Genomic DNA, 18,263 nt, shown 5'->3' with positions numbered 1-18,263 from the left:
GACGGCGTCGAGCACGCCATCAACGACAAGCTGTACACCACCGTCGAGGACGCCCTGGCCACCATCGACGCCCTCGGCGCCGGCGAGAACGGCCGCTACATCACCGCGCTGACCTTCGGCAACGTGCACGGCGTCTACAAGCCCGGCGGCGTCAAGCTCCGCCCGGAGATCCTCAAGGACATCCAGGCACAGGTCGGCGCCAAGATCGGCAAGGCCAACCCGTTCGACCTCGTCTTCCACGGCGGCTCCGGCTCCTCCGAGCAGGAAATCGCCGACGCCGTCTCGTACGGTGTGATCAAGATGAACATCGACACCGACACCCAATACGCCTACACGCGCCCGGTGGCGGACCACATGCTCCGGAACTACGACGGCGTGCTGAAGATCGACGGCGAGGTCGGGAACAAGAAGCTCTACGACCCCCGCGTCTGGGGCGCCTCCGCCGAGGCAGGCCTGGCAGCCCGCGTCGTCGAGGCAGCGCAGCAGCTCGGCTCCACCGGCAAGACGTTCTGAGCATGTCCGACGACTTCCGCAAGAACCTGATGGGCCCCGAGCCCACGCTCCTGCCTGCCGAGACCGACGTCCTCGCGGAGCTGGACGCGGGCCAGGAAGCCCTGGACCTGGTCGAGAAGCACCCGACGTCCTCGCTGCTCTGGGCCATCCTGGCCGAGGAGGCCTGGAGCGAGGGCCGGACCATCGATTCCTACGCCTACTCCCGCGTCGGCTACCACCGCGGCCTGGATTCGCTGCGCCGCAACGGCTGGCGCGGCGTCGGGCCGATCCCGTGGGAGCACGAGCCCAACCGCGGCTTCCTGCGCGCCCTGTACTCGCTGGGGCGTGCCTCCGCCGCGATCGGCGAGGCCGAGGAGCCCGAGCGCATCGAAAAGTTCCTCAAGGACTCCGATCCCGCCGCCAAGGCGGCCATCGAGGCCGAGAAGCGCTGACCGGACAGGCACGCGTTAAAGTACGACGGCGGGCGGTCACCTTGCGAAAAGGTGACCGCCCGCCGTCGTACTTTGGTGGGCCCACGCCCGCCGGGTTCCCTGACCGTGGGGCCACACCGGCGAGGGTCCCTGCCTGAGCTTGCGAAGGCTGGGAGCCGGTGGGGACTTGCGAGGTTAGGGAGCGGGTGGGGACTAGGCCTTCGCGAGTCCGGTGCGGGCCATGGCGTCCGCGTAGGCGGTGTGCATGTCCTCGAGGTACTGCTCCTGGCGGGCCGGGGTGCCGGCGAAGGCGCGGCCGCTGAGCGAGCGGACCTTGTAGGTCTTCAGGCCTCGGCGCCACAGCAGCGGGACCTCGGTCTTGAGCAGCAGTTGGGCGAGGCGGTTGGCCTCGGTGCCGTGGGCGACGATCACGGAGGCGCGGGGCACGAGGGCGAGGAACTTCAGCAGCGGCTTGAGGCCGGCGGAAATCTGGTCCGGCGTGAACTTGCCGTTGGGCTCGCCCGGCACGTACCAGGGGTGGACGTTCCACGGCATGATGTATTCGGGGCGCAGGCCCAGCTTCCACTGGACGCCCAGCATCCGGGTGGCCGCTTCCTCGTCGCCGGCGGTGATGAAGCCGGACTCGTCCTCGGTTCCGATGTTGGAGAAGAGGCTGATGATGCGGCACTCGTCGACGTCATGCATCGGATCAACGTAGGGTACATTGGTGCCAGCTTTGTTGCCCCGCAGCGTGTCGCAGAGCTCGTTGACGGCCGCGACGCTAGGTTCGTAGCGGCGGCTCAGGAGCTGTTCGCGGAAATTTTCAGTGGCCAAGGCTGTCATATATTGCTGCTTCCCGGGATTGGTGACGCTGCCAGACCGGACGGGGGCACGGCAAACGCAGGCGCGCGGAGTCCGGTGTGGATTGAAAATGTGGTGTGGACCGATTCCGAGTCGATCCTTATCAGTCTATCAAGCCCTGGGAAATGCCGGACCGGCCGGAGGTCGCAGCAGGCCGCCGCAGCGGGCGCCGGCGGCGGCCGGCAGCCGCCGCGGCGCCCGCGCGGGACCCCGGGCAGGCACCGCCGCCGCAGCTCAGCCGGCTACCAGAGCCGCTTGCTGGCGCGGCGTGCGCCCTCACCGAGCGCCTCGAGCTTGGCGAAGGCAATCTGCGGATGCACCCTGCCGCCGAGGCCGCAGTCTGTGGACGCAATCACATTTTCACGCCCGACAAGCTCCGCGAAACGCACGATCCGGTCCGCCACGAGGTCCGGGTGCTCCACCACGTTGGTGGCGTGGGAGACGACGCCGGGGATGATGACCTTGCCCTCGGGGAGCTTGGTGTCCTCCCAGACCCGCCATTCGTGTTCGTGGCGGACGTTGGCGGCCTCGAAGGAGTAGCCGCCGGCGTCGATCTGCATCACTGATCCGATGATGTCCGCGAAGGGGATGTCGGTGGTGTGCGGGCCGTGCCAGGAGCCCCAGCAGACATGCAGGCGGATCTGCTCCTGCGGGAGGCCGCGCAGGGCCCAGTTGGTGGCCTCGACCCGGAGCTGGATGAACTTGAGGTAGTCCGCCAGGCTGGGCTCGGGGTTGATCTGGTCCCAGCTCTCGGCCAGCGAGGGGTCGTCGAGCTGGACCGTCAGGCCGGCGTCGATGATCGCCTTGTACTCCTCGCGCATCGCGTCGGCGCAGGCGTAGAGGAGTTCCTCGTCGGTCTTGTAGTACTCGTTGGCGACGCGGGCGCAGGACCCGGGGGACAGGGAGGCCACGAAGCCCTCGGCCAGGCCCGCTGCGGCCAGGCCGGTCTTCAGGTTGGCGATGTCCGAGCCGACGAGGTCCTGGCCCGTGTACGTCAGCGGGCCGGCGATCTTGGGCTGGCTCACGCTCTTGCGGTGGGCCAGGATCCCGGAGGACGGATCGTTGTAGGCGGCATTGAACTGCTGCCGGTCCCGGCGGTCCAGGAAGGAGGTCAGGACGATGTTGCCGGGGCTGGAGCGGTGCACCCCGGCGTCGGCCCAGCGGTCCACGTCGGTCGGCTCCAGGCCGCCGAGCCGGGAGAAGGAGTAGTTCCACCAGGCCCCGTAGTCCACGGAACTGGACATCGTGTGGCCATACTCGCCGTCGTTGGGGATATCGATGCCCAGGTCCTTCTGGCGCTGGACGACGTCCACCACCGAGCCTTCCAGCAGCGCCAGGAATTCCGGCGTGATGCCCCCGGCTTCCTTGGCCTCGTTGGCGGCGATCAGTTCCGGGGTGCGGGGCAACGAGCCGGCGTGGGTGACGCGGATGCGGTCTGTGTTTTGAGGGTTGTGAGGGTTGTGAGGGTCCTGGGGCATGGGGACAGTTTCCTTTCCATCGGTCCTGGCGGTAGCACCTTTGCCGGGCGGAATCCCGTGGTGTCGGGGATTCCGTGTCCGGGCAGGGTTGCTGCGGCGTCAACGGTCCAGGTCCCTCGGCCGCTCGGGATGGTCCCACCCAGTTAATTCCAGGGGCCGGGACCTGGCAAATCCGCCGGGCATTGTGTCGCGGCAACGCGGCCGGGCTGCCTCCCGGTGAGGCCATGGCCTTCAGGCGATGCCGGTCACCGCGATCGGCTAAACTTGGGTGGTAAGAGCCCCGGAACTCTGGCGTTGATGGGTAAGAGCACAGCGTGAAGATTCGGGGCGTTCTCATGAACGGTGCTGAGCTCCGGCGAACCACCCTGGCGAATCAGGCAGGGTGGACCACACGGGATTCGGCCCGAACGAATGGGGGAGGATCCCATGCCAGCAATCGTGATCGTCGGAGCCCAATGGGGCGACGAAGGCAAAGGTAAAGCCACTGACCTGCTCGGCCACCGTGTCGACTACGTCGTCAAGCCCAACGGCGGCAACAACGCCGGGCACACCGTCGTCGTAGGCGGTGAAAAGTATGAGCTCAAGCTCCTTCCTGCCGGCATCCTGAGCCCCAACGCGGTCCCGATCATCGGCAACGGCTGCGTGGTGAACCTCGAGGCACTGTTCGAAGAGATCGACGGCCTGGAAGCCCGCGGCGCTGACACCTCCAAGCTGCGCATTTCCGCCAATGCCCACCTCGTGGCGCCCTACCATCAGGTCCTGGACAAGGTGACCGAGCGTTTCCTCGGCAGCCGCGCCATCGGCACTACCGGCCGCGGGATCGGCCCGGCCTACATGGACAAGGTGGCCCGCCTCGGCATCCGCGTCCAGGACGTCTTCGACGCGTCAATCCTGCGCCAGAAGGTCGAGGGCTCGCTGCGGCAGAAGAACGAACTCCTGGTCAAGGTCTACAACCGCCGCGACATCGAGGTGGACGAGATCGTGGAGTACTTCCTGTCCTTCGCCGAACGCCTCCGCCCGCTGGTGATCGACAGCACCTTCGTCCTGAACACGGCGCTGGACGAGGGCAAGGTGGTGCTGATGGAGGGCGGCCAGGCAACGTTCCTGGACGTGGACCACGGCACCTACCCGTTCGTGACCTCCTCGAACCCCACCGCAGGCGGCGCCTGCGTCGGCTCGGGCATCGGCCCCACCCGGATCTCGCGCTCCATCGGCATCATCAAGGCGTACACCACCCGGGTGGGCGCAGGTCCCTTCCCCACGGAATTGTTCGATGAGATGGGCGTGTACCTGCAGAAGACCGGCGGCGAGTTCGGCGTGAACACCGGCCGTCCGCGCCGCTGCGGCTGGTACGACGCCGTGCTGGCCCGCCACGCGTCCCGCGTCAACGGCTTCACCGACTACTTCGTCACCAAGCTGGACGTGCTCACCGGCATCGAGCAGATCCCGGTCTGCGTGGCCTACGACGTCGACGGCGTCCGGCACGACGAGATGCCCATGACCCAGACCGAGTTCCACCACGCCAAGCCGATCTTCGAGTACTTCGACGGCTGGACCGAGGACATCACCGGCGCCCGCACCCTCGCGGACCTCCCGGAGAACGCCCGCAACTACGTGCTGGCGCTGGAGAAGCTCTCCGGCACCCGCTTCTCGGCCATCGGCGTCGGCCCGGACCGCGACCAGACCATCGTGATCAACGATCTGATCCTTGACTGACACTGTCCGGCCGGGACCGACTGACTGACGCTCGACGACGGCGGGTCACCTGTAAAGGTGGCCCGCCGTCGTCGCGGTTAAGCCGCAGTTGGGCCCGCCATTGAGCCCGTCCGGAAAAGAAAAAAGAAAATTCCGATCGGTGCGTAACCTTTCGGGTCTCCCCAGCGATTACTCCTTTGTAAGCGCCGCCGGAGACTGGACCCCCACCAGATATCCGGATGGCCTTCCACCGTAAGTGCGGGTCGGCGCCTTGCCCCCATGAGGCGCCGGCCGGCCTTCACCCAACCGAAGGATGTATCCCTGTGATGAAGAGTGTTAGCAAGACCACCAAGATTGCCATCGGTGCCGCCATTCTGGCAGTCGGAGGATTTTCCGGTATCGGACTGGCCAACGCGGCCCAGGTATCCAACACCCAGTCCGGCACGCAGCAGGCTGAAGTGACCCACGCTACGCCCGCCACCCCGGCCACTTCCGCCGTGCCGGCCACCCCCAAACTTCCCGCGAAGCCGGCTGCCCCGGCCGTGCCCGTGGCCCCCGCCGTGCCGGCCACCCCCGCCGTTGACGGCTCCGCCAAGGTCGACGCCGGCGTGGAAGGTACCAAAGGTGCCGCCGAGGGCTCCATCGACGCTGACAAGCACGGTGCCGACGTCCAGGGCAGCGCCGCTGCCAAGGGTGTAGCCGGCGAGGCTCACGCCAACGTTGACGTCCATGCAGCCGTCCCGGCCGTCCCGGGCGCCCATGGCGTCCCGGCTGTTCCCGCCGTTCCGGCCACCCCGTCCGCCGAGCTGCCCCAGCTCGACAAGTAAGGACCGAACGCCTCCCACGGAGGCGCCGGGGGTGCGGCCGCTAGACTTGCCGGGGCCGCACCCCAGCAGCAACGGAAGGACAACCTCTTGGCAGAACAGCTAAGCGATGACGAATTGTCAGCCGCTCTAGCTGGCGAGCCGTCAGGCTTCAGCGCTGTCTACACGGTCATTTCCCCCGCGGTGCTCGGTTACTTCAGAGCCCGCGGAGTGGACGACGCCGAGGCGCTCACCCAGGACGTCTTCGTCGATGTCCTGCCGAAACTGGCCGGCGTCACCGGCGGCCACGCCGGCCTGCGGACCTTCATCTTCTCCGTCGCCCACGCCAGGCTGGTCGACCACCGGCGGCGGGCCGAACGCACGCCGTACCTGGCCGAATACGATCCCCGGGACGACGCCCGGTATTCCGCTTCCGCCGAGGAGGAGGCCCTCGGCTCCCTCGGCGGTATCTCCGGCACCCTCGCCAAGCTCAATGAGGAGCAGCGCGAGGTCTTGGTCCTGCGGATCGTCGCGGACCTTTCCATCGAACAGGTGGCCGGCATCATGGACAAGACGCCCGGTGCCATCAAGCAGCTTCAGCGACGCGGGCTCAGCGCCCTGCGCGAACTCGTCACCGAAAAGGACCACGCAGCATCATGACCGGCACACGCGACCCCCAGCAGGATGGCAGCATCCAGGCGATGCTCCGTGATTCCGGCCTCGCAGCGTCCACGGAGCTCCGCGATTCCCTGGAACAGCTGCGGGCCCTGGTCCCCGGCCGTGCCCCGGCGCCCCGGGCCGACCTCGCGGCGCTGCTGGCCGCCGGAGCCCACGGATCTCCCGCCGCCGGATCTCCCACAGCCGGATCTCCCGCCGCCGGATCTCCCACAGCAGTGACGACGGCGATGCCCGCCGTCGTGTCCCCGCTGGCTCCTGCGGACGGCACTTTGCCGGCGGGCGTCACGAGCCTGGCTGACCGCCGCGGCCGGAAGCGCCGCCTGGCGATAGTGGGCGGCGCCGTCGCCGGTGCGATGGCTCTCGGCGCCGGTGCTGTTGCCGCGTCCAGCGAGGACTTCCGCCACAACGTCGGCCAGACCATCGGCGTTCTTTTCCAGCCGGCCGGCCATGTTCCGGCCCCGGCACCGGAACATGCCCAGCCGTCGCCGTCGCCGTCGTCGATTCCGGCGGTTCCGGCGGTTCCTGCGCCGACCGCCGCGGCCGCGGCAGTAGTCCCGGGATCAGCCGCTCCGGCAGCCCCTGCAACCCGGGCTCCCGGCCGGGCCACGCCGATGCCGTCTGCCCCGCCGCCCGCGGTCGGCCGAGGCACAGTTCTCCCGGCACCGGGCCAGGGCCCAGTGAACCGGGCAGTGCCGCGCCTGCCCGGCCTGCCCGGACTCGGCCAGGGCAACGGCAAGCAGCCCCTGCCGGCTCCCGTCACGCCCACTATCCCGGGCGGCATCACGCCTGCGGTCCCCGGCCAGCCCTAGGGGATCCCTGGCTTCCGGATTGGTTCCAGGCCATCGACGTCGCCGGAACAGTGTGGACTCGCCGTAGCCTTAAGGCGAGTCCGCACGTTTCCCGCGAGCCCGGCATCCGAACGCGCCTGGCGTCAGGCCAGGACCTGGCGTTTGGACGAGATGACGCCGGTGTCGAAGCCGGCCAGGTGCAGGCCGCCGTGGAAGCGGGCATGCTCAATCTTCACGCAGCGGTCCATCACGACGTCGAGGCCGGCGGCTTCCGCCTCGTTGGCGACGTCCTCGTGCCAGGACCCGAGCTGCAGCCACAGCGTCTTGGCGCCGGCCGCGATGGCCTCCTCGAGGACCCCGGGCAGGTCATCGTGCTTGCGGAACACGTCCACGATGTCGGGGCTCTCCGGCAGGTCAGCGAGCGAGGCGTACGTCGGCTCGCCCAGGATTTCCTTCACCACCGGGTTCACGAAGTACACCTTGTACCGGGTGGAGGACTGCAGATAGGTGGCCACGAAGTAGCTGGCGCGGGACGGTTTGTCCGAGGCGCCCACGATCGCGATCGACTTCGCCTGCCGCAGCAGGCCCAGCCGCCCGGGCGCGGACGGTCCGGTCCAGGTGCGGTCGGCGGTGCTCATGCGCGTGCTCCAATCGTGCAGGCGTCGGCTTCTGGGGCTGAACTCGTCGAAACCCCGGTCTCGTCGTCGGACGTCGCAATTTGCGCCGCGGTGAGCGCCTGGTCCAGGTCCCAGAGGATGTCCTCGAGGTCTTCGAGGCCGATGGAAATCCGGACGAGGTCCTCCGGCACGCCGGCGGATGCCAGCTGCTCCGGGCTGAGCTGCTGGTGGGTGGTGGAGCCCGGGTGGATCACCAGGGTCCGCGAGTCGCCCACATTGGCCAGGTGCGAGGCCAGCTGCAGGGATTCGATGAACGTCTGTCCCGCGGCACGGCCGCCCTTCACGCCGAAGGAGAACACCGAGCCGGGGCCCAGCGGCAGGTACTTCTTCGCCCGCTCGAAGTGCGGGTGCGAGGGCAGGCCGGAGAAGTTCACGTAGGCCACGCGCTCGTCCGCCTCCAGCCATTCGGCGACCGCCTGGGCGTTCTTCAGGTGCTCGTCCAGGCGCTGGGGGAGCGTCTCGACGCCCTGCAGCAGCTGGAAGGCCGACATCGGGGAGAGCGCGGGGCCGATGTCGCGCAGCTGCTCGCAGCGCAGCTTGGTCAGGAAGCCGTACTCGCCGAAGTTCCCCCACCAGGAGACGTTGCCGTAGGAGGCAACCGGCTCGGTCATCATCGGGAACTTGCCGTTGCCCCAGTTGAAGCGGCCGCTTTCCACGACCACGCCGCCCAGGGTGGTGCCGTGCCCGCCGAGGAACTTGGTGGCGGAGTGGATCACGATGTCCGCGCCGTGCTCGATCGGCCGCACGAGGTACGGGGTGCTCAAGGTGGCGTCGACGACGAGCGGGATGCCGGCGTCGTGCGCCGCCTTCGCGAGACCCTCAAGGTCCTGGACTTCCGACGACGGGTTGGCCACCGCCTCGACGAAGATCGCCTTGGTGTTCTCCTGGATCGCGGCGGCGTAGTCCGCCGGATCGGTGCCGGCGACGAAGGTGGTGTCGACGCCGAAGCGGCGCAGGGTGACGTCGAGCTGGGTGACGGTGCCGCCATACAGTTGGGAGGCCGCCACGATGTGGTCCCCGGCCTGGGTGAGGGCGGCGAAGGTGATGAACTCGGCCGCCATGCCCGAGGACGTGGCCACCGCACCGATGCCGCCTTCGAGGGAGGCGATGCGCTCCTCGAACGCGGCGACCGTGGGGTTGCCGATCCGGGAGTAGATGTTGCCGTATTTCTGCAGGGCGAAGAGGTTGGCGGCGTCCTGGGTGTCCTTGAACACGAAGGAGGTGGTCTGGTAGATCGGGACGGCCCGGGCGCCGTGCTCGGCGTCGGGGGTCCCGCCGGCGTGCAGGGCGCGGGTGCGGAAACCGAAGGTGCGGTCAGCCATTACGCTGCCACCTCTACGTTGGCGGCCGGGGTGCCGGACAGGTCCAGTTCGGTGCCGTTCGTGCGGGCGAGGTCCGCCTCGAGTTCGCGGACGATCGGGAGGATGTCCTGGCCGAACGCCGCGACTTCCTCCTGGAAGTGCAGGTAGCCGGTGAGGAACAGGTTCACGCCGATCTTCTTGTACTCCACGATCCGCTCGGCGATCTGCTCCGGGGTGCCGATCAGCTGGGTCTTGAAGCCGTCGTTGTACTGGACGAGGTCCTCAAACGAGGAGTCCGCCCACATTCCCTTGCCGTCCTTGGTGGACGCGCCGGCTTCCTGCACGGCGTCGCGGAAGCCCTGGACTGCCGGTTTGTGGGCCTTCGCGACGATCTCGCGGAGGGTGTCGCGGGCTTCCTTTTCGGAGTCGCGGGCGATGACGAAGCCGTTGAGGCCGAAACGCGGGGCGGGGAGTGAGGGCAGTGCCTCGAGGGCGCCCGCGGTGCCGCGCCGGGTCTCGCCCGCCGCCGCCACGACGCCGGCGATGTTCTCCTTGAACCCCTCAAGGTCCTTGCCGTTGGAGAAGTACCAGTCCGCGACACGGCCGGCCGTGGCCTGGGCAGCGGTGGAGTTGCCGCCGAAGAAGATTTCCGGGTGCGCGCGGCCCGGCACGTCCACCGGGGCCGGCTGCAGGGTGAAGTCGGTGATGTTGTAGTACTTGCCGGACTGGCTGTACTCGGTCTCGGTCCAGAGGCCGCGGAGGACCTTGATGAACTCTTCGGTGCGGACGTAGCGCTCGTCGTGCTCAAGCCATTCGAGCCCGAAGTTGGTGAACTCGTTCTTGAGCCAGCCGGAGACGATGTTTACGGCGGCGCGGCCGTTGGAGATGTGGTCCGCGGTGATGATGAATTTGGCGAGCACGCCGGGGTGCCACATGCCGGGGTGGATGGCGGCGATCACCTTGAGCCGTTCGGTGGCGGCCAGCAGTGCCAGGCTGAAGGACGTCGCCTCGTGCTGCTTGTCGGCGCCGTAGGAGGCGGCGTAGCGGGTCTGCGTGAGGGCGTATTCGAAGCCCGAGTTCTCGGCTATCCGCGCCAGCTTCTTGTTGTAGTCGAAGTCCCAGCCGGTGCGCTGTTCGATGGTGGAAACCACCAGGCCGCCGGAGACGTTGGGGACCCAGTAGGCGAACTTGAGCGGCTCGGACAGTCGGGCGACGTTACTGATGTCGGTCATGGGTGTTCCTTTACTTCCGGGTGGGGATTGTGGGCGCGGCCGTGGTGCGTTGGCGCAGGACATCCTGGATGTCCGCGATGGCCGGTTCGTTCTGGAGCGAGGTGGTGTCCCCGAGCGCGGTTCCTTCGAACAGCTGGGTCAGCAGCCTGCGCATGATCTTGCCGCTGCGGGTCTTCGGCACATCGGGGACGACGACGACGTCGCGCGGCTTGGCGATCGGGCCGATCTCCTTCGCGACGAGGTTGCGGAGTTCGGCCGCGATGTCCTCGGTAGCCGCCGAATACTTCAGCACCACGAACGCGACGATGGCGTGCCCGGTCTTCGGGTCGGCGACCGGACAGACGCCGGCCTCCACCACGTCCGGGTGGGACACGAGGGCCGATTCGATCTCGATGGTGGACAGCAGATGGCCCGAGACGTTGAGGGTGTCGTCCACCCGCCCCAGGATCCAGATGTCGCCGTCGTCGTCATACCTGGCGCCGTCGCCGGCGAGGAACCAGCCCTGCGCGGCGTACTTGCGCCAGTACGAATCGAAGTACCGCTGCGGGTTGCCCCACACGGTCCGGGCGATGGCGGGGCCGGGGGCGTCCACCACGATGTAGCCCTGGACTCCCGGCGGTACCGTATTGCCGGCGTCGTCCACGATCCGGGTGCCGACGCCGGGCAGCGGGCGGGCCGCGCAGCCGGGCTTGAACTCGGCGTCGGTGGGGGCGGGGGAGAGGATGGTGGCGCCCGTTTCGGACTGCCACCAGGTGTCCACCACGGGGGCGGTGCCGGCGCCGATGTTCTTCCGCAGCCAGCGCCAGGCCTCGGGGTTGACGGCCTCGCCGACGGTGCCCAGCATCCTGATCGAGGAGAGGTCGTACGTGTCCGGGACGCCGTCGGGGAACCAGCCCATGAGCGAGCGGACCAGGGTGGGTGCGGTGTAGTACTGCGTCACGCCGTAGCGTTCGATGATTTCGAAGTGCCGGCCCGGGTGCGGGGTGTTCGGCGTGCCCTCGAAGATCACCTGGGTGACGCCGTTGGAGAGCGGGCCGTAGATCTCGTAGGTGTGGGCGGTGACCCAGGCGAGGTCCGCCGTGCACCAGTGCACGTCCGCATCCCGGAGGGCAGGGTCCGGGTTGCTGAACAGGTGCTCAAAGCTCCAGGAGGCCTGCGTGAGGTACCCGCCGGAGGTGTGGACGAGGCCCTTGGGCTTTCCGGTGGTGCCGGAGGTGTACATGATAAACAGGGGAGTCTCGGCGTCGAACGCTTCCGCCGTGTGGACGTCGGCGGCCTGCCCGACGGCGTCGTGCCACCACACGTCCCGGCCCTCGGTCATCGGGACGGTGTCCAGCTCGTCTGCCGGGGTGGTGCGGTTGACCACCAGGACATGCTCGATCTCGTTCTCGCCGGCGACGGCGGCATCCGCGTTGTCCTTGACGGGGACGGCGGCACCGCGGCGGAACTGGCCGTCGGTGGTGACGAGCAGCTTCGCGCGGGTGTCCTCCACCCGGAACTTGAGCGCCTCGGCGGAGAAGCCGCCGAAGACGAGCGAGTGGATGGCGCCGATCCGGGCCACCGCCAGGGTGATGATGACGGTTTCGGGGATGACCGGGAGGTAGATGACCACCCGGTCGCCCTTGGTGATGCCGAGGTCCACCAGGGCGTTGGCGGCCCTGGACACTTCGCGCTGGAGCTCGGCGTAGGTGATGGAGCGGCGGTCGCCGGGTTCGCCCTCGAAATGCAGGGCCACCTTGTCCCCGCGCCCGGCTGCAACGTGGCGGTCCACGCAGTTGTAGGCCACGTTGAGCCGGCCGCCTTCGAACCACGTGATGTCCGGGCCGGTGCCGGCGTCGACGTCGGCCGGGACGCGGCGGTGCGCGGTGTGCCACGGCGTGCTGCCCGGGGCGGTGGCGTCCGGCCCCTGCTCCCAGTCGAGGCGGAGGGCGGCGGCCTCCCAGAACGCGATGCGTTCGGCTTCGGTGCCGGCGCTGGTGGGGTCGGCTGTCCCGGTAGCTGTCGTCGTGCTTACGCCCATCGTGGTGCCCTCCAATTCTCTGCGGTCCGTTCCGCCGCGGTGCCGGGCAGGGCACCGGTGATTTTCGGCCCAGGTAGCAGACGCGCCCAGCCGCTGGCCAGGATCCCGGCGGGGGACCATCCGTTCGCCGGGGGACCGCTCTGGCCCGAATCGGGCGAGCCCGGCTGGGCGGCGTCTGCTGGGGTCGCTGCAATGCCAGTAGCCTGCAGGGCTTCCGTACTGGTTGCAGCAACATTGTCGCCGGTGGCGGCGGAAGGGCATGCCTGCTTCACCGGCGGGTTCTCGGGGGTCCCGGCGGCCGGGGCGTCCGGGGACGGCTCAGGCGCGGGAAGGGCTGCGCGGAGAGGGACAAGGAAATAGGCATAGGGGTACTCCATCGGTCCTGGCAGCAGCACCCTGCGGAAAGAGCTTTTTGAAGCCGGGTGGTCAGTCCGGCCGTTCCCGCGGCTCTTTGCCTTGCTATCGCCGGAGTCAGGGGGAGGTTTCCGGCGACCAGGGTTGCTGCGGCTTCATCGATCCAGGTCTCTCGGCCGCTCGGGATGGTCGCTTTCAACTACAACGGAAACGGAGTTTTTTCCCAAATCGCGACGTTTTGCGGCGTAATATTCGATCCCGCGCCGCATCGGGCTTTCCGGTCCGTCAGATCTTCGAGGCCGGGCGGATCGGAGCCGCCCTGCCGGGACGCGACCCGCGGCGTACCCTGCGCCACGTGCCCCGCCACGCAGGCTGCGCTGCAAACTCTGCGCCACGAACCCTGCGCCGCGTAGGCTGTGCGTCATGGCCCACGTCAACGATCCGGCAGTCCTCGAAAGGCTCCTGCGCACCAAGGGGCGGTGGGCCATCGTCGGACTGACCACCAACGTGTGGCGGGCCGCGTACGATACTGCCCTGTTCATCCGGGACCGCCTGGGCATGGAGATCATCCCGGTGAACCTTCCTGGCGATGCCGTCCACGGCGAAACGGGGTACGCCCGCCTGGCCGACATTCCGGCGGCCAGGCAGCCCATCGACGTCGTCGACTGCTTCGTGAATTCGCAGAAGGTGGGGGCCGTCGTGGACCAGGCGATCGCCGTCGGCGCCAAGGCCGTCTGGCTGCAGCTGGGCGTCATCGACGAAGCGGCCGCCGCCCGGGCCAAGGCCGCAGGCCTGGACGTGATCATGAACACCTGTCCGGCGCAGGATGCCCCGCGGCTCGGCCTTTAAGCGGCCGATTTATCAGGGGCGTCCCGCGCCGTGGCTTGACCGGGCCGGAGGACGCGGCTACAACAGCCATGTTGGTCTGCTATTATTCTGCTGCACCATTCCCCAGAAGCCAGGACCAGCCATGTGTGAGCACCATCCGGCAGTACCCCCGGCGGCTCCTGGGCGGCGGACGGCGCTGGGGTTGTTGGGCGCCTCCCTCATGGCGGCCTTGGGCGCGTGTGCGGCTCCGGGCAGCACGGCGCCCGCAGCGGCGGCCGGCTCCGAAGCAAGCCCCGGCCAGGCGTTGCCTCCGGCGCTGACGGCGGGCCGCGGAAAAGCCGCGGTGCCCGCCGCACCGGCAAACCTCCGCCGCCCGGGAAACAAGCGCATCAGGCGCAGCTTCATCCCGGACTTCAAGCTGCCGCCGGTGCAGAACGGGCTCGCGCCCGTCCTCACCCGGATCGCGACGCAGCATCCCGTCGTGTTCCTGACCATCGACGACGGCGTGACGCGGACCCCGGAAATGGTGCGCCTCATGGCCGAATACGACTACCCGGCGTCGATCTTTCTGACCCGGAACTTCGTGCAGGCCGATCCGGCTTTCTTCAAGCAGTTCGCCGCCCAGGGGAGCCTGGTGGAAAACCATACCGTGAGCCACAACATCAACATGGTCACCCAGCTCGGGTACCAGCAGCAGCTGGCCGAAATCACCGGGATGCAGGAGTTCGCCGAGCAGCAGTTCGGGCGCCGGCCCGCGCTGTTCCGCCCGCCCGGAGGCGCCTACTCCACCGCCATGAGGCTGGCCGTGGCCGCAGCCGGCTTGAAAGCGGTGGTCACCTGGGAGGCCAAGGCCAACGCCGGGCGGATGGACTACCAGTATGGAAATGCACTGCGCCCGGGCGACATTGTGCTGATGCATTTCCGCCCCGAATTCGCCGCAGACCTGGCCGCCTTCCGCGCAGCGCAGCTGGCCGCGGGCCTGGAAGTGGTGCTGCTCGAGGATTTCCTCGGCGTCGCCTGAGCCGGTCGTGATGCCGGTGCTTATTGTCGGCGCTTAATGTCGGCGGACCGAAGTAGGCTCGAACCATGGACGCAGCTGCACTCCGCCAACTCTGCCTCGGCTTTCCCGGCACCTTCGAGGACTTCCCCTTCGGCCCGGAAACGTCAGTGTTCAAGGTGCGGGCCGCGGTCTCCGGCGGGGCCCGTCACGAAGCCAAAATGTTCGCCGCGTCCGCGATGGACGGGTCCGATTTCTCGGTCAGCCTGAAGTGCGAGCCCGTCCTGGCCGAGCAGCTGCGCGCCGCCCACCCGGAGATCACGGGAGCCTGGCACATGAACAAGACCCACTGGAACGGGGTGCGGCTGGACGGTTCGCTGCCCGATGCGATGATCCGGGACATGGTGGAGGACTCCTACGACCTCGTCGTGGCCACGCTGAGCCGGCGCCAGCAGGAGCACCTCGGCTGGGCCAGGCTCACGCAGGAAGCCTCCGGGCAGGAATCCTCCAGGCGGGAAGCCTCCCGGCAGGGGCGGGCATGAACGGGCCGCGGATTGCCCCAGGCGAGCTGAACTACGAGGGGATCGGGTCCACGCAGCACGGCCCCCCGCCCGCGGAGGTGGAATGCCTGGTCACGCACGCGTATCTGGGGCATGGCATCGCGGCCTACCGCCGGGCCGTCCAGGGCCTGCTGACGTGGCAGCTCCAGAAGAGGAGCGGGCTTCGGGTCCGTGCGGAGTCCGACGTCGTGGTCCCCGGCGCGCGCGTGGTGAGCGGCTTCGGCGTCGGGCCGTTCCGGATCGACGCGCCGTGCGAGGTTGTCTGGGTGCGCCGCCCGGTGGCGGGCGACGGGCCGCAGTCGGCGGGCTTCGGCTACGGCACGCTTCCGGGCCACCCGGTCCGCGGCGAGGAGGCCTTCGAGATCTCCATCGATCGGCAGGGCAGGGTGCTGATCGAAATCAGGGCCTTCGGCGTGCCGTCCAGCTGGTTCTACGCCGCGGGAGGGGCGCTGACCAGGCGCGCGCGGAGCCTCGTCACCTCCCGTTACATCCGGAGCGCACAGGAACTCGCCGGGGAGGTCGCCGACGCCGGCTGAGTTTTCCTTCCAGCCCGCAACGCCGTCCTGCAAGAATGTATGACCGACCCGCCCACCGAAAGGCTCCAACCCGTGATCTTCATCGTCGTCAAATTCAAGGTCAAGCCTGAATGGTCCGGGCGCTGGCTCGGCTTGGTGGATGACTTCACGCAGGCTACCCGGAAGGAAGCGGGCAACCTCTGGTTCGACTGGTCCCGCAGCGTGGTATCCAACGCTGCGGCCCCGTTCGGCGGCGTAAAGCAGTCAGGCCTGGGCCGGGAGGGCGGCTCTGAGGGCATCGCCGAGTACACCACGACTCAATACATCGGCATCGCCGATCCCTATGCCAGCGCGAAAGGCCAGAAATCGTGATTGACAGCAGGACCAGGACCTCAACGGGCGGGGCAAAGCGTCATCTGGTCGTGATTGACATGCAACGCGCCTTCCGTCAACCGGGGGAGTGGCATATCCCGCGGTACGACGAAGCGGCCCGAACCATCGCGCGCCTGGCAGCCTCCGGACTGGAACCCGTCATCACACGGTTTATCCCCGACCCCGCGGAGCAAGGCTCGTGGTCCTCGTACTATGACCGCTGGCGAAGCATGCGCCTGGATCCCGCCGATCCCGTCTGGCACATCGAGCTTCCAGACGTTGACGCCCGCAACCCCATTGACCTTCCGACGTTCTCCAAATGGGGGGAAGCGCTGGCAGACCGGATTCCCGTCGGGGAAGAGATAATCCTCACCGGCGTGGCAACCGACTGCTGCATCCTTGCCACCGCCCTCGGCGCCGCGGATGCAGGCCGGTATGTGACGGTGGTCGAGGACGCCTGCGCTGGCCAGAGCGACGCTGCGCATGATCAGGCGCTAAGCCTTCTGGAGCTACTTTCCCCAATGATCAGCGTCGTCAAAAGCGAAGCCTTGCTTGTTTGACTGCCTGGAGCCCGGTCGACGGAACGAAGTGCCGAGGCCGGGAGCATAGCCGGCCCATTATAAAGGGATACAGGAGATCAAGTCGGACCTCCGTAGATACGGCGGCCTGGTGCATCCAAACTCGTGCCAGCCGCCACAAAAGAGCCCAGGCTGCCCTTTAGCACCCCAACACGGCAGTTACGCAGCAACGGATGACAATGGAGACATGTGGATCGGCTGGATTGAATTCGACCTTCTCCTCGGCGATGTGCACAGCCTGAAGGAGAAACGGTCCGTCGTGCGTCCGTTGCTCGCCGAGATCAAGCGCCGGTTCGATGTCTCGGTGACGGAGGCCGGGCTGCAGGACCAGTATCGGCGCGCGGTAATCGGCGCCGGACTCGTCGCCGCGGACCGGGCCCACCTGGTGGAGGTGCTTGCCGCCGTCGAACGATTCGTGGCCGGCCGCCCCGAAACGGAGCTGCTCAGCGCCCGGCAACGGGAACTCCGCAGCGACGACTGACCATCGATTGCTCCGGAACTGCCGTTTTGAGCGCCCAAAAGGGCGTTCATGGAGCAACGGATGAAGGCTGTGGATAACTTCTGCAGCATCGCCGCTGATCTGGTCCTATGAAGCCATGAAAACCGCGCAACCGCTGCCCGAGGATTTTCAGAACCGACCCTTCACCGTCGCGGAAGCGACACTGGCAGGCGTGTCCCCGAAGCGGCTTCGTCACGGGTCGCTGACGGCGCTGGGCAAGGGGATCCGTTCCCTGGGCCCGACGGCCGACCTTCCCCTGACCCTGCGGGTGCGGCCTTTCATCGAGGTCAACGAGCGATGCGCCGCATCCCACCTCACCGCCTTGGGCCTGCTAGGGCTGCCGGGGCGACGGCAGAAGGAGACCAGCGAGATGTATCACGTCATCCGCCCGGAGGGTGAGGCCCACCTGAACCGGCCGCACGTCATAGTTCACCGCATGAAGCTGTACGAGGACGAGATCACCGTGCTCGACGGGATTCCCATCACCACGCCCGAGCGCACGTGGCTGGATCTCGCCGAGATGCTGACCGTGGACGAACTCGTGGTGGCCGGTGACAGCTGCGTCCGTGTGCCCCGGGCCGCATTTGAGGGACGGGACATGCCGTTGTGCAGCATCGCGGATCTGCAGCGGATGATCGATCGGCACAAGGGGAAGCGTGGAATCCGCAAGGCCAAGGAAGCCCTCAGACTCATTCGGGTGGGCTCCGATTCCGCACAGGAATCCCTGCTGCGGCTGGCCATCGTCCGGGCCCGTCTCCCCGAGCCGGAACTGAACGTTCCCATCATCGCCGACGACGGGTCCCGGCACCACGAGCCGGACCTGTCCTACCGCAACTACAGAATCGGAATCGAGTACGAGGGGGAGCACCATGGTGAAGAAGGCCAGATCGTCCGGGACATTGCGCGGTCGGAACGGTACTCGGCCCTGGGCTGGACAGAGGTCCGCATTTCCAAACGCCACATGCACGACGACGCGAGAGCCGCGGTTGCCAAGATCCGCACCGCGCTCGTCCAGGCAGGCTGGCGTCCAGGCAAGTGATTAAACGACTGCTCCGCAACCGCCCTTTCCGGAGTGCGGAAGGGCAGTTACGGAGCAGTCGATGG

General features: G+C 67.9%; 20 protein-coding genes. 14 read left to right on the top strand and 6 right to left on the bottom strand.

Annotated features, from left to right (window positions below):
- Window positions 1–513, top strand: a 513-nt coding sequence (locus J9611_RS11170; protein WP_211880169.1) for a class II fructose-bisphosphate aldolase, incomplete at its 5' end; no start/stop codon positions are given.
- A gap of 2 nt (window positions 514–515) precedes the next feature.
- The gene (locus tag J9611_RS11165) at window positions 516–944 is read left to right on the top strand and encodes a DUF3151 domain-containing protein (protein ID WP_211880167.1); all 429 of its coding nucleotides are present in this window, start codon (window positions 516–518) and stop codon (window positions 942–944) included.
- Window positions 945–1,136: 192 nt separating this feature from the next.
- Here J9611_RS11165 and J9611_RS11160 read toward each other — a convergent pair whose 3' ends face one another.
- Entirely contained in the window at window positions 1,137–1,766 is a 630-nt protein-coding gene (locus tag J9611_RS11160) for a uracil-DNA glycosylase family protein (RefSeq protein WP_211880165.1), read from the bottom strand.
- Window positions 1,767–2,026: 260 nt separating this feature from the next.
- Window positions 2,027–3,262, bottom strand: coding sequence for a cobalamin-independent methionine synthase II family protein (locus J9611_RS11155; protein WP_211880164.1), 1,236 nt, complete (start codon window positions 3,260–3,262; stop codon window positions 2,027–2,029).
- Window positions 3,263–3,688: 426 nt separating this feature from the next.
- On the opposite strand from J9611_RS11155, the gene J9611_RS11150 reads away from it, so the two are divergent.
- The 4 genes from J9611_RS11150 (at window position 3,689) to J9611_RS11135 (ending at window position 7,247) form a co-directional block, all read left to right on the top strand.
- A complete protein-coding gene (locus J9611_RS11150; protein WP_211880162.1) occupies window positions 3,689–4,978 on the top strand; it encodes an adenylosuccinate synthase in 1,290 nt (429 codons plus the stop codon).
- Between the two features lie 302 nt (window positions 4,979–5,280).
- Window positions 5,281–5,784, top strand: a complete 504-nt coding sequence (locus J9611_RS11145) for a hypothetical protein (protein WP_211880160.1) — start codon at window positions 5,281–5,283, stop codon at window positions 5,782–5,784.
- A gap of 87 nt (window positions 5,785–5,871) precedes the next feature.
- Complete coding sequence (locus tag J9611_RS11140; RefSeq protein WP_211880159.1) at window positions 5,872–6,420, top strand: RNA polymerase sigma factor; 549 nt, start codon at window positions 5,872–5,874, stop codon at window positions 6,418–6,420.
- Complete coding sequence (locus J9611_RS11135) at window positions 6,417–7,247, top strand: hypothetical protein (protein ID WP_211880158.1); 831 nt, start codon at window positions 6,417–6,419, stop codon at window positions 7,245–7,247. The genes J9611_RS11140 and J9611_RS11135 overlap by 4 nt, the downstream gene beginning before the upstream one ends.
- A gap of 122 nt (window positions 7,248–7,369) precedes the next feature.
- On the opposite strand, the gene J9611_RS11130 is transcribed toward J9611_RS11135, so the two are convergent.
- The 4 genes from J9611_RS11130 to acs are packed head-to-tail and all read right to left on the bottom strand — an operon-like array spanning window position 7,370 to window position 12,456.
- Window positions 7,370–7,864 (bottom strand): CoA-binding protein, encoded by a 495-nt coding sequence (locus J9611_RS11130; protein ID WP_211880157.1) that lies wholly within the window; start codon window positions 7,862–7,864, stop codon window positions 7,370–7,372.
- The gene (locus J9611_RS11125; protein ID WP_211880156.1) at window positions 7,861–9,225 is read right to left on the bottom strand and encodes an O-acetylhomoserine aminocarboxypropyltransferase/cysteine synthase family protein; all 1,365 of its coding nucleotides are present in this window, start codon (window positions 9,223–9,225) and stop codon (window positions 7,861–7,863) included. Before J9611_RS11125 ends, J9611_RS11130 begins: the two co-directional genes overlap by 4 nt.
- Window positions 9,225–10,436 carry a dimethylsulfone monooxygenase SfnG gene (gene sfnG, locus J9611_RS11120; RefSeq protein ID WP_211880155.1) on the bottom strand — a complete coding sequence of 404 codons (1,212 nt, stop codon included), beginning with the start codon at window positions 10,434–10,436 and terminating at the stop codon, window positions 9,225–9,227. Before sfnG ends, J9611_RS11125 begins: the two co-directional genes overlap by 1 nt.
- Before the next feature lie 10 nt (window positions 10,437–10,446).
- Window positions 10,447–12,456, bottom strand: a complete 2,010-nt coding sequence (gene acs, locus J9611_RS11115; RefSeq protein WP_211880154.1) for an acetate--CoA ligase — start codon at window positions 12,454–12,456, stop codon at window positions 10,447–10,449.
- A 777-nt stretch (window positions 12,457–13,233) separates the two neighbouring features.
- Here acs and J9611_RS11110 point away from each other — a divergent pair.
- The 8 genes from J9611_RS11110 to J9611_RS11070 all read left to right on the top strand — a co-directional run bounded on the left by J9611_RS11110 (window position 13,234) and on the right by J9611_RS11070 (window position 18,198).
- Window positions 13,234–13,659 (top strand): CoA-binding protein, encoded by a 426-nt coding sequence (locus J9611_RS11110; protein WP_211880153.1) that lies wholly within the window; start codon window positions 13,234–13,236, stop codon window positions 13,657–13,659.
- A gap of 121 nt (window positions 13,660–13,780) precedes the next feature.
- Window positions 13,781–14,659 carry a polysaccharide deacetylase family protein gene (locus J9611_RS11105; RefSeq protein WP_211880152.1) on the top strand — a complete coding sequence of 293 codons (879 nt, stop codon included), beginning with the start codon at window positions 13,781–13,783 and terminating at the stop codon, window positions 14,657–14,659.
- 65 nt (window positions 14,660–14,724) lie between these two features.
- Window positions 14,725–15,177, top strand: a complete 453-nt coding sequence (locus J9611_RS11100) for an MmcQ/YjbR family DNA-binding protein (RefSeq protein WP_211880151.1) — start codon at window positions 14,725–14,727, stop codon at window positions 15,175–15,177.
- A complete protein-coding gene (locus J9611_RS11095) occupies window positions 15,174–15,731 on the top strand; it encodes a DUF1990 domain-containing protein (protein ID WP_211880150.1) in 558 nt (185 codons plus the stop codon). The genes J9611_RS11100 and J9611_RS11095 overlap by 4 nt, the downstream gene beginning before the upstream one ends.
- Before the next feature lie 72 nt (window positions 15,732–15,803).
- Complete coding sequence (locus tag J9611_RS11085) at window positions 15,804–16,082, top strand: putative quinol monooxygenase (RefSeq protein WP_307857077.1); 279 nt, start codon at window positions 15,804–15,806, stop codon at window positions 16,080–16,082.
- Window positions 16,079–16,642, top strand: a complete 564-nt coding sequence (locus tag J9611_RS11080) for a cysteine hydrolase family protein (protein ID WP_211880149.1) — start codon at window positions 16,079–16,081, stop codon at window positions 16,640–16,642. Before J9611_RS11085 ends, J9611_RS11080 begins: the two co-directional genes overlap by 4 nt.
- Before the next feature lie 205 nt (window positions 16,643–16,847).
- Window positions 16,848–17,141: a DUF503 domain-containing protein gene (locus J9611_RS11075; protein ID WP_211880148.1), complete on the top strand. Its 294-nt coding sequence runs from the start codon at window positions 16,848–16,850 to the stop codon at window positions 17,139–17,141.
- Between the two features lie 115 nt (window positions 17,142–17,256).
- Window positions 17,257–18,198, top strand: coding sequence for a hypothetical protein (locus J9611_RS11070; RefSeq protein WP_246527662.1), 942 nt, complete (start codon window positions 17,257–17,259; stop codon window positions 18,196–18,198).
- Window positions 18,199–18,263 lie beyond the last annotated feature (65 nt).

Origin of the sequence: Pseudarthrobacter albicanus (assembly GCF_018224015.1) — a bacterium.
Taxonomy (GTDB): domain Bacteria; phylum Actinomycetota; class Actinomycetes; order Actinomycetales; family Micrococcaceae; genus Arthrobacter; species Arthrobacter albicanus.
Note: the sequence above shows the minus strand (reverse complement) of the source record. Positions and strands in the feature narration are given on the sequence as shown.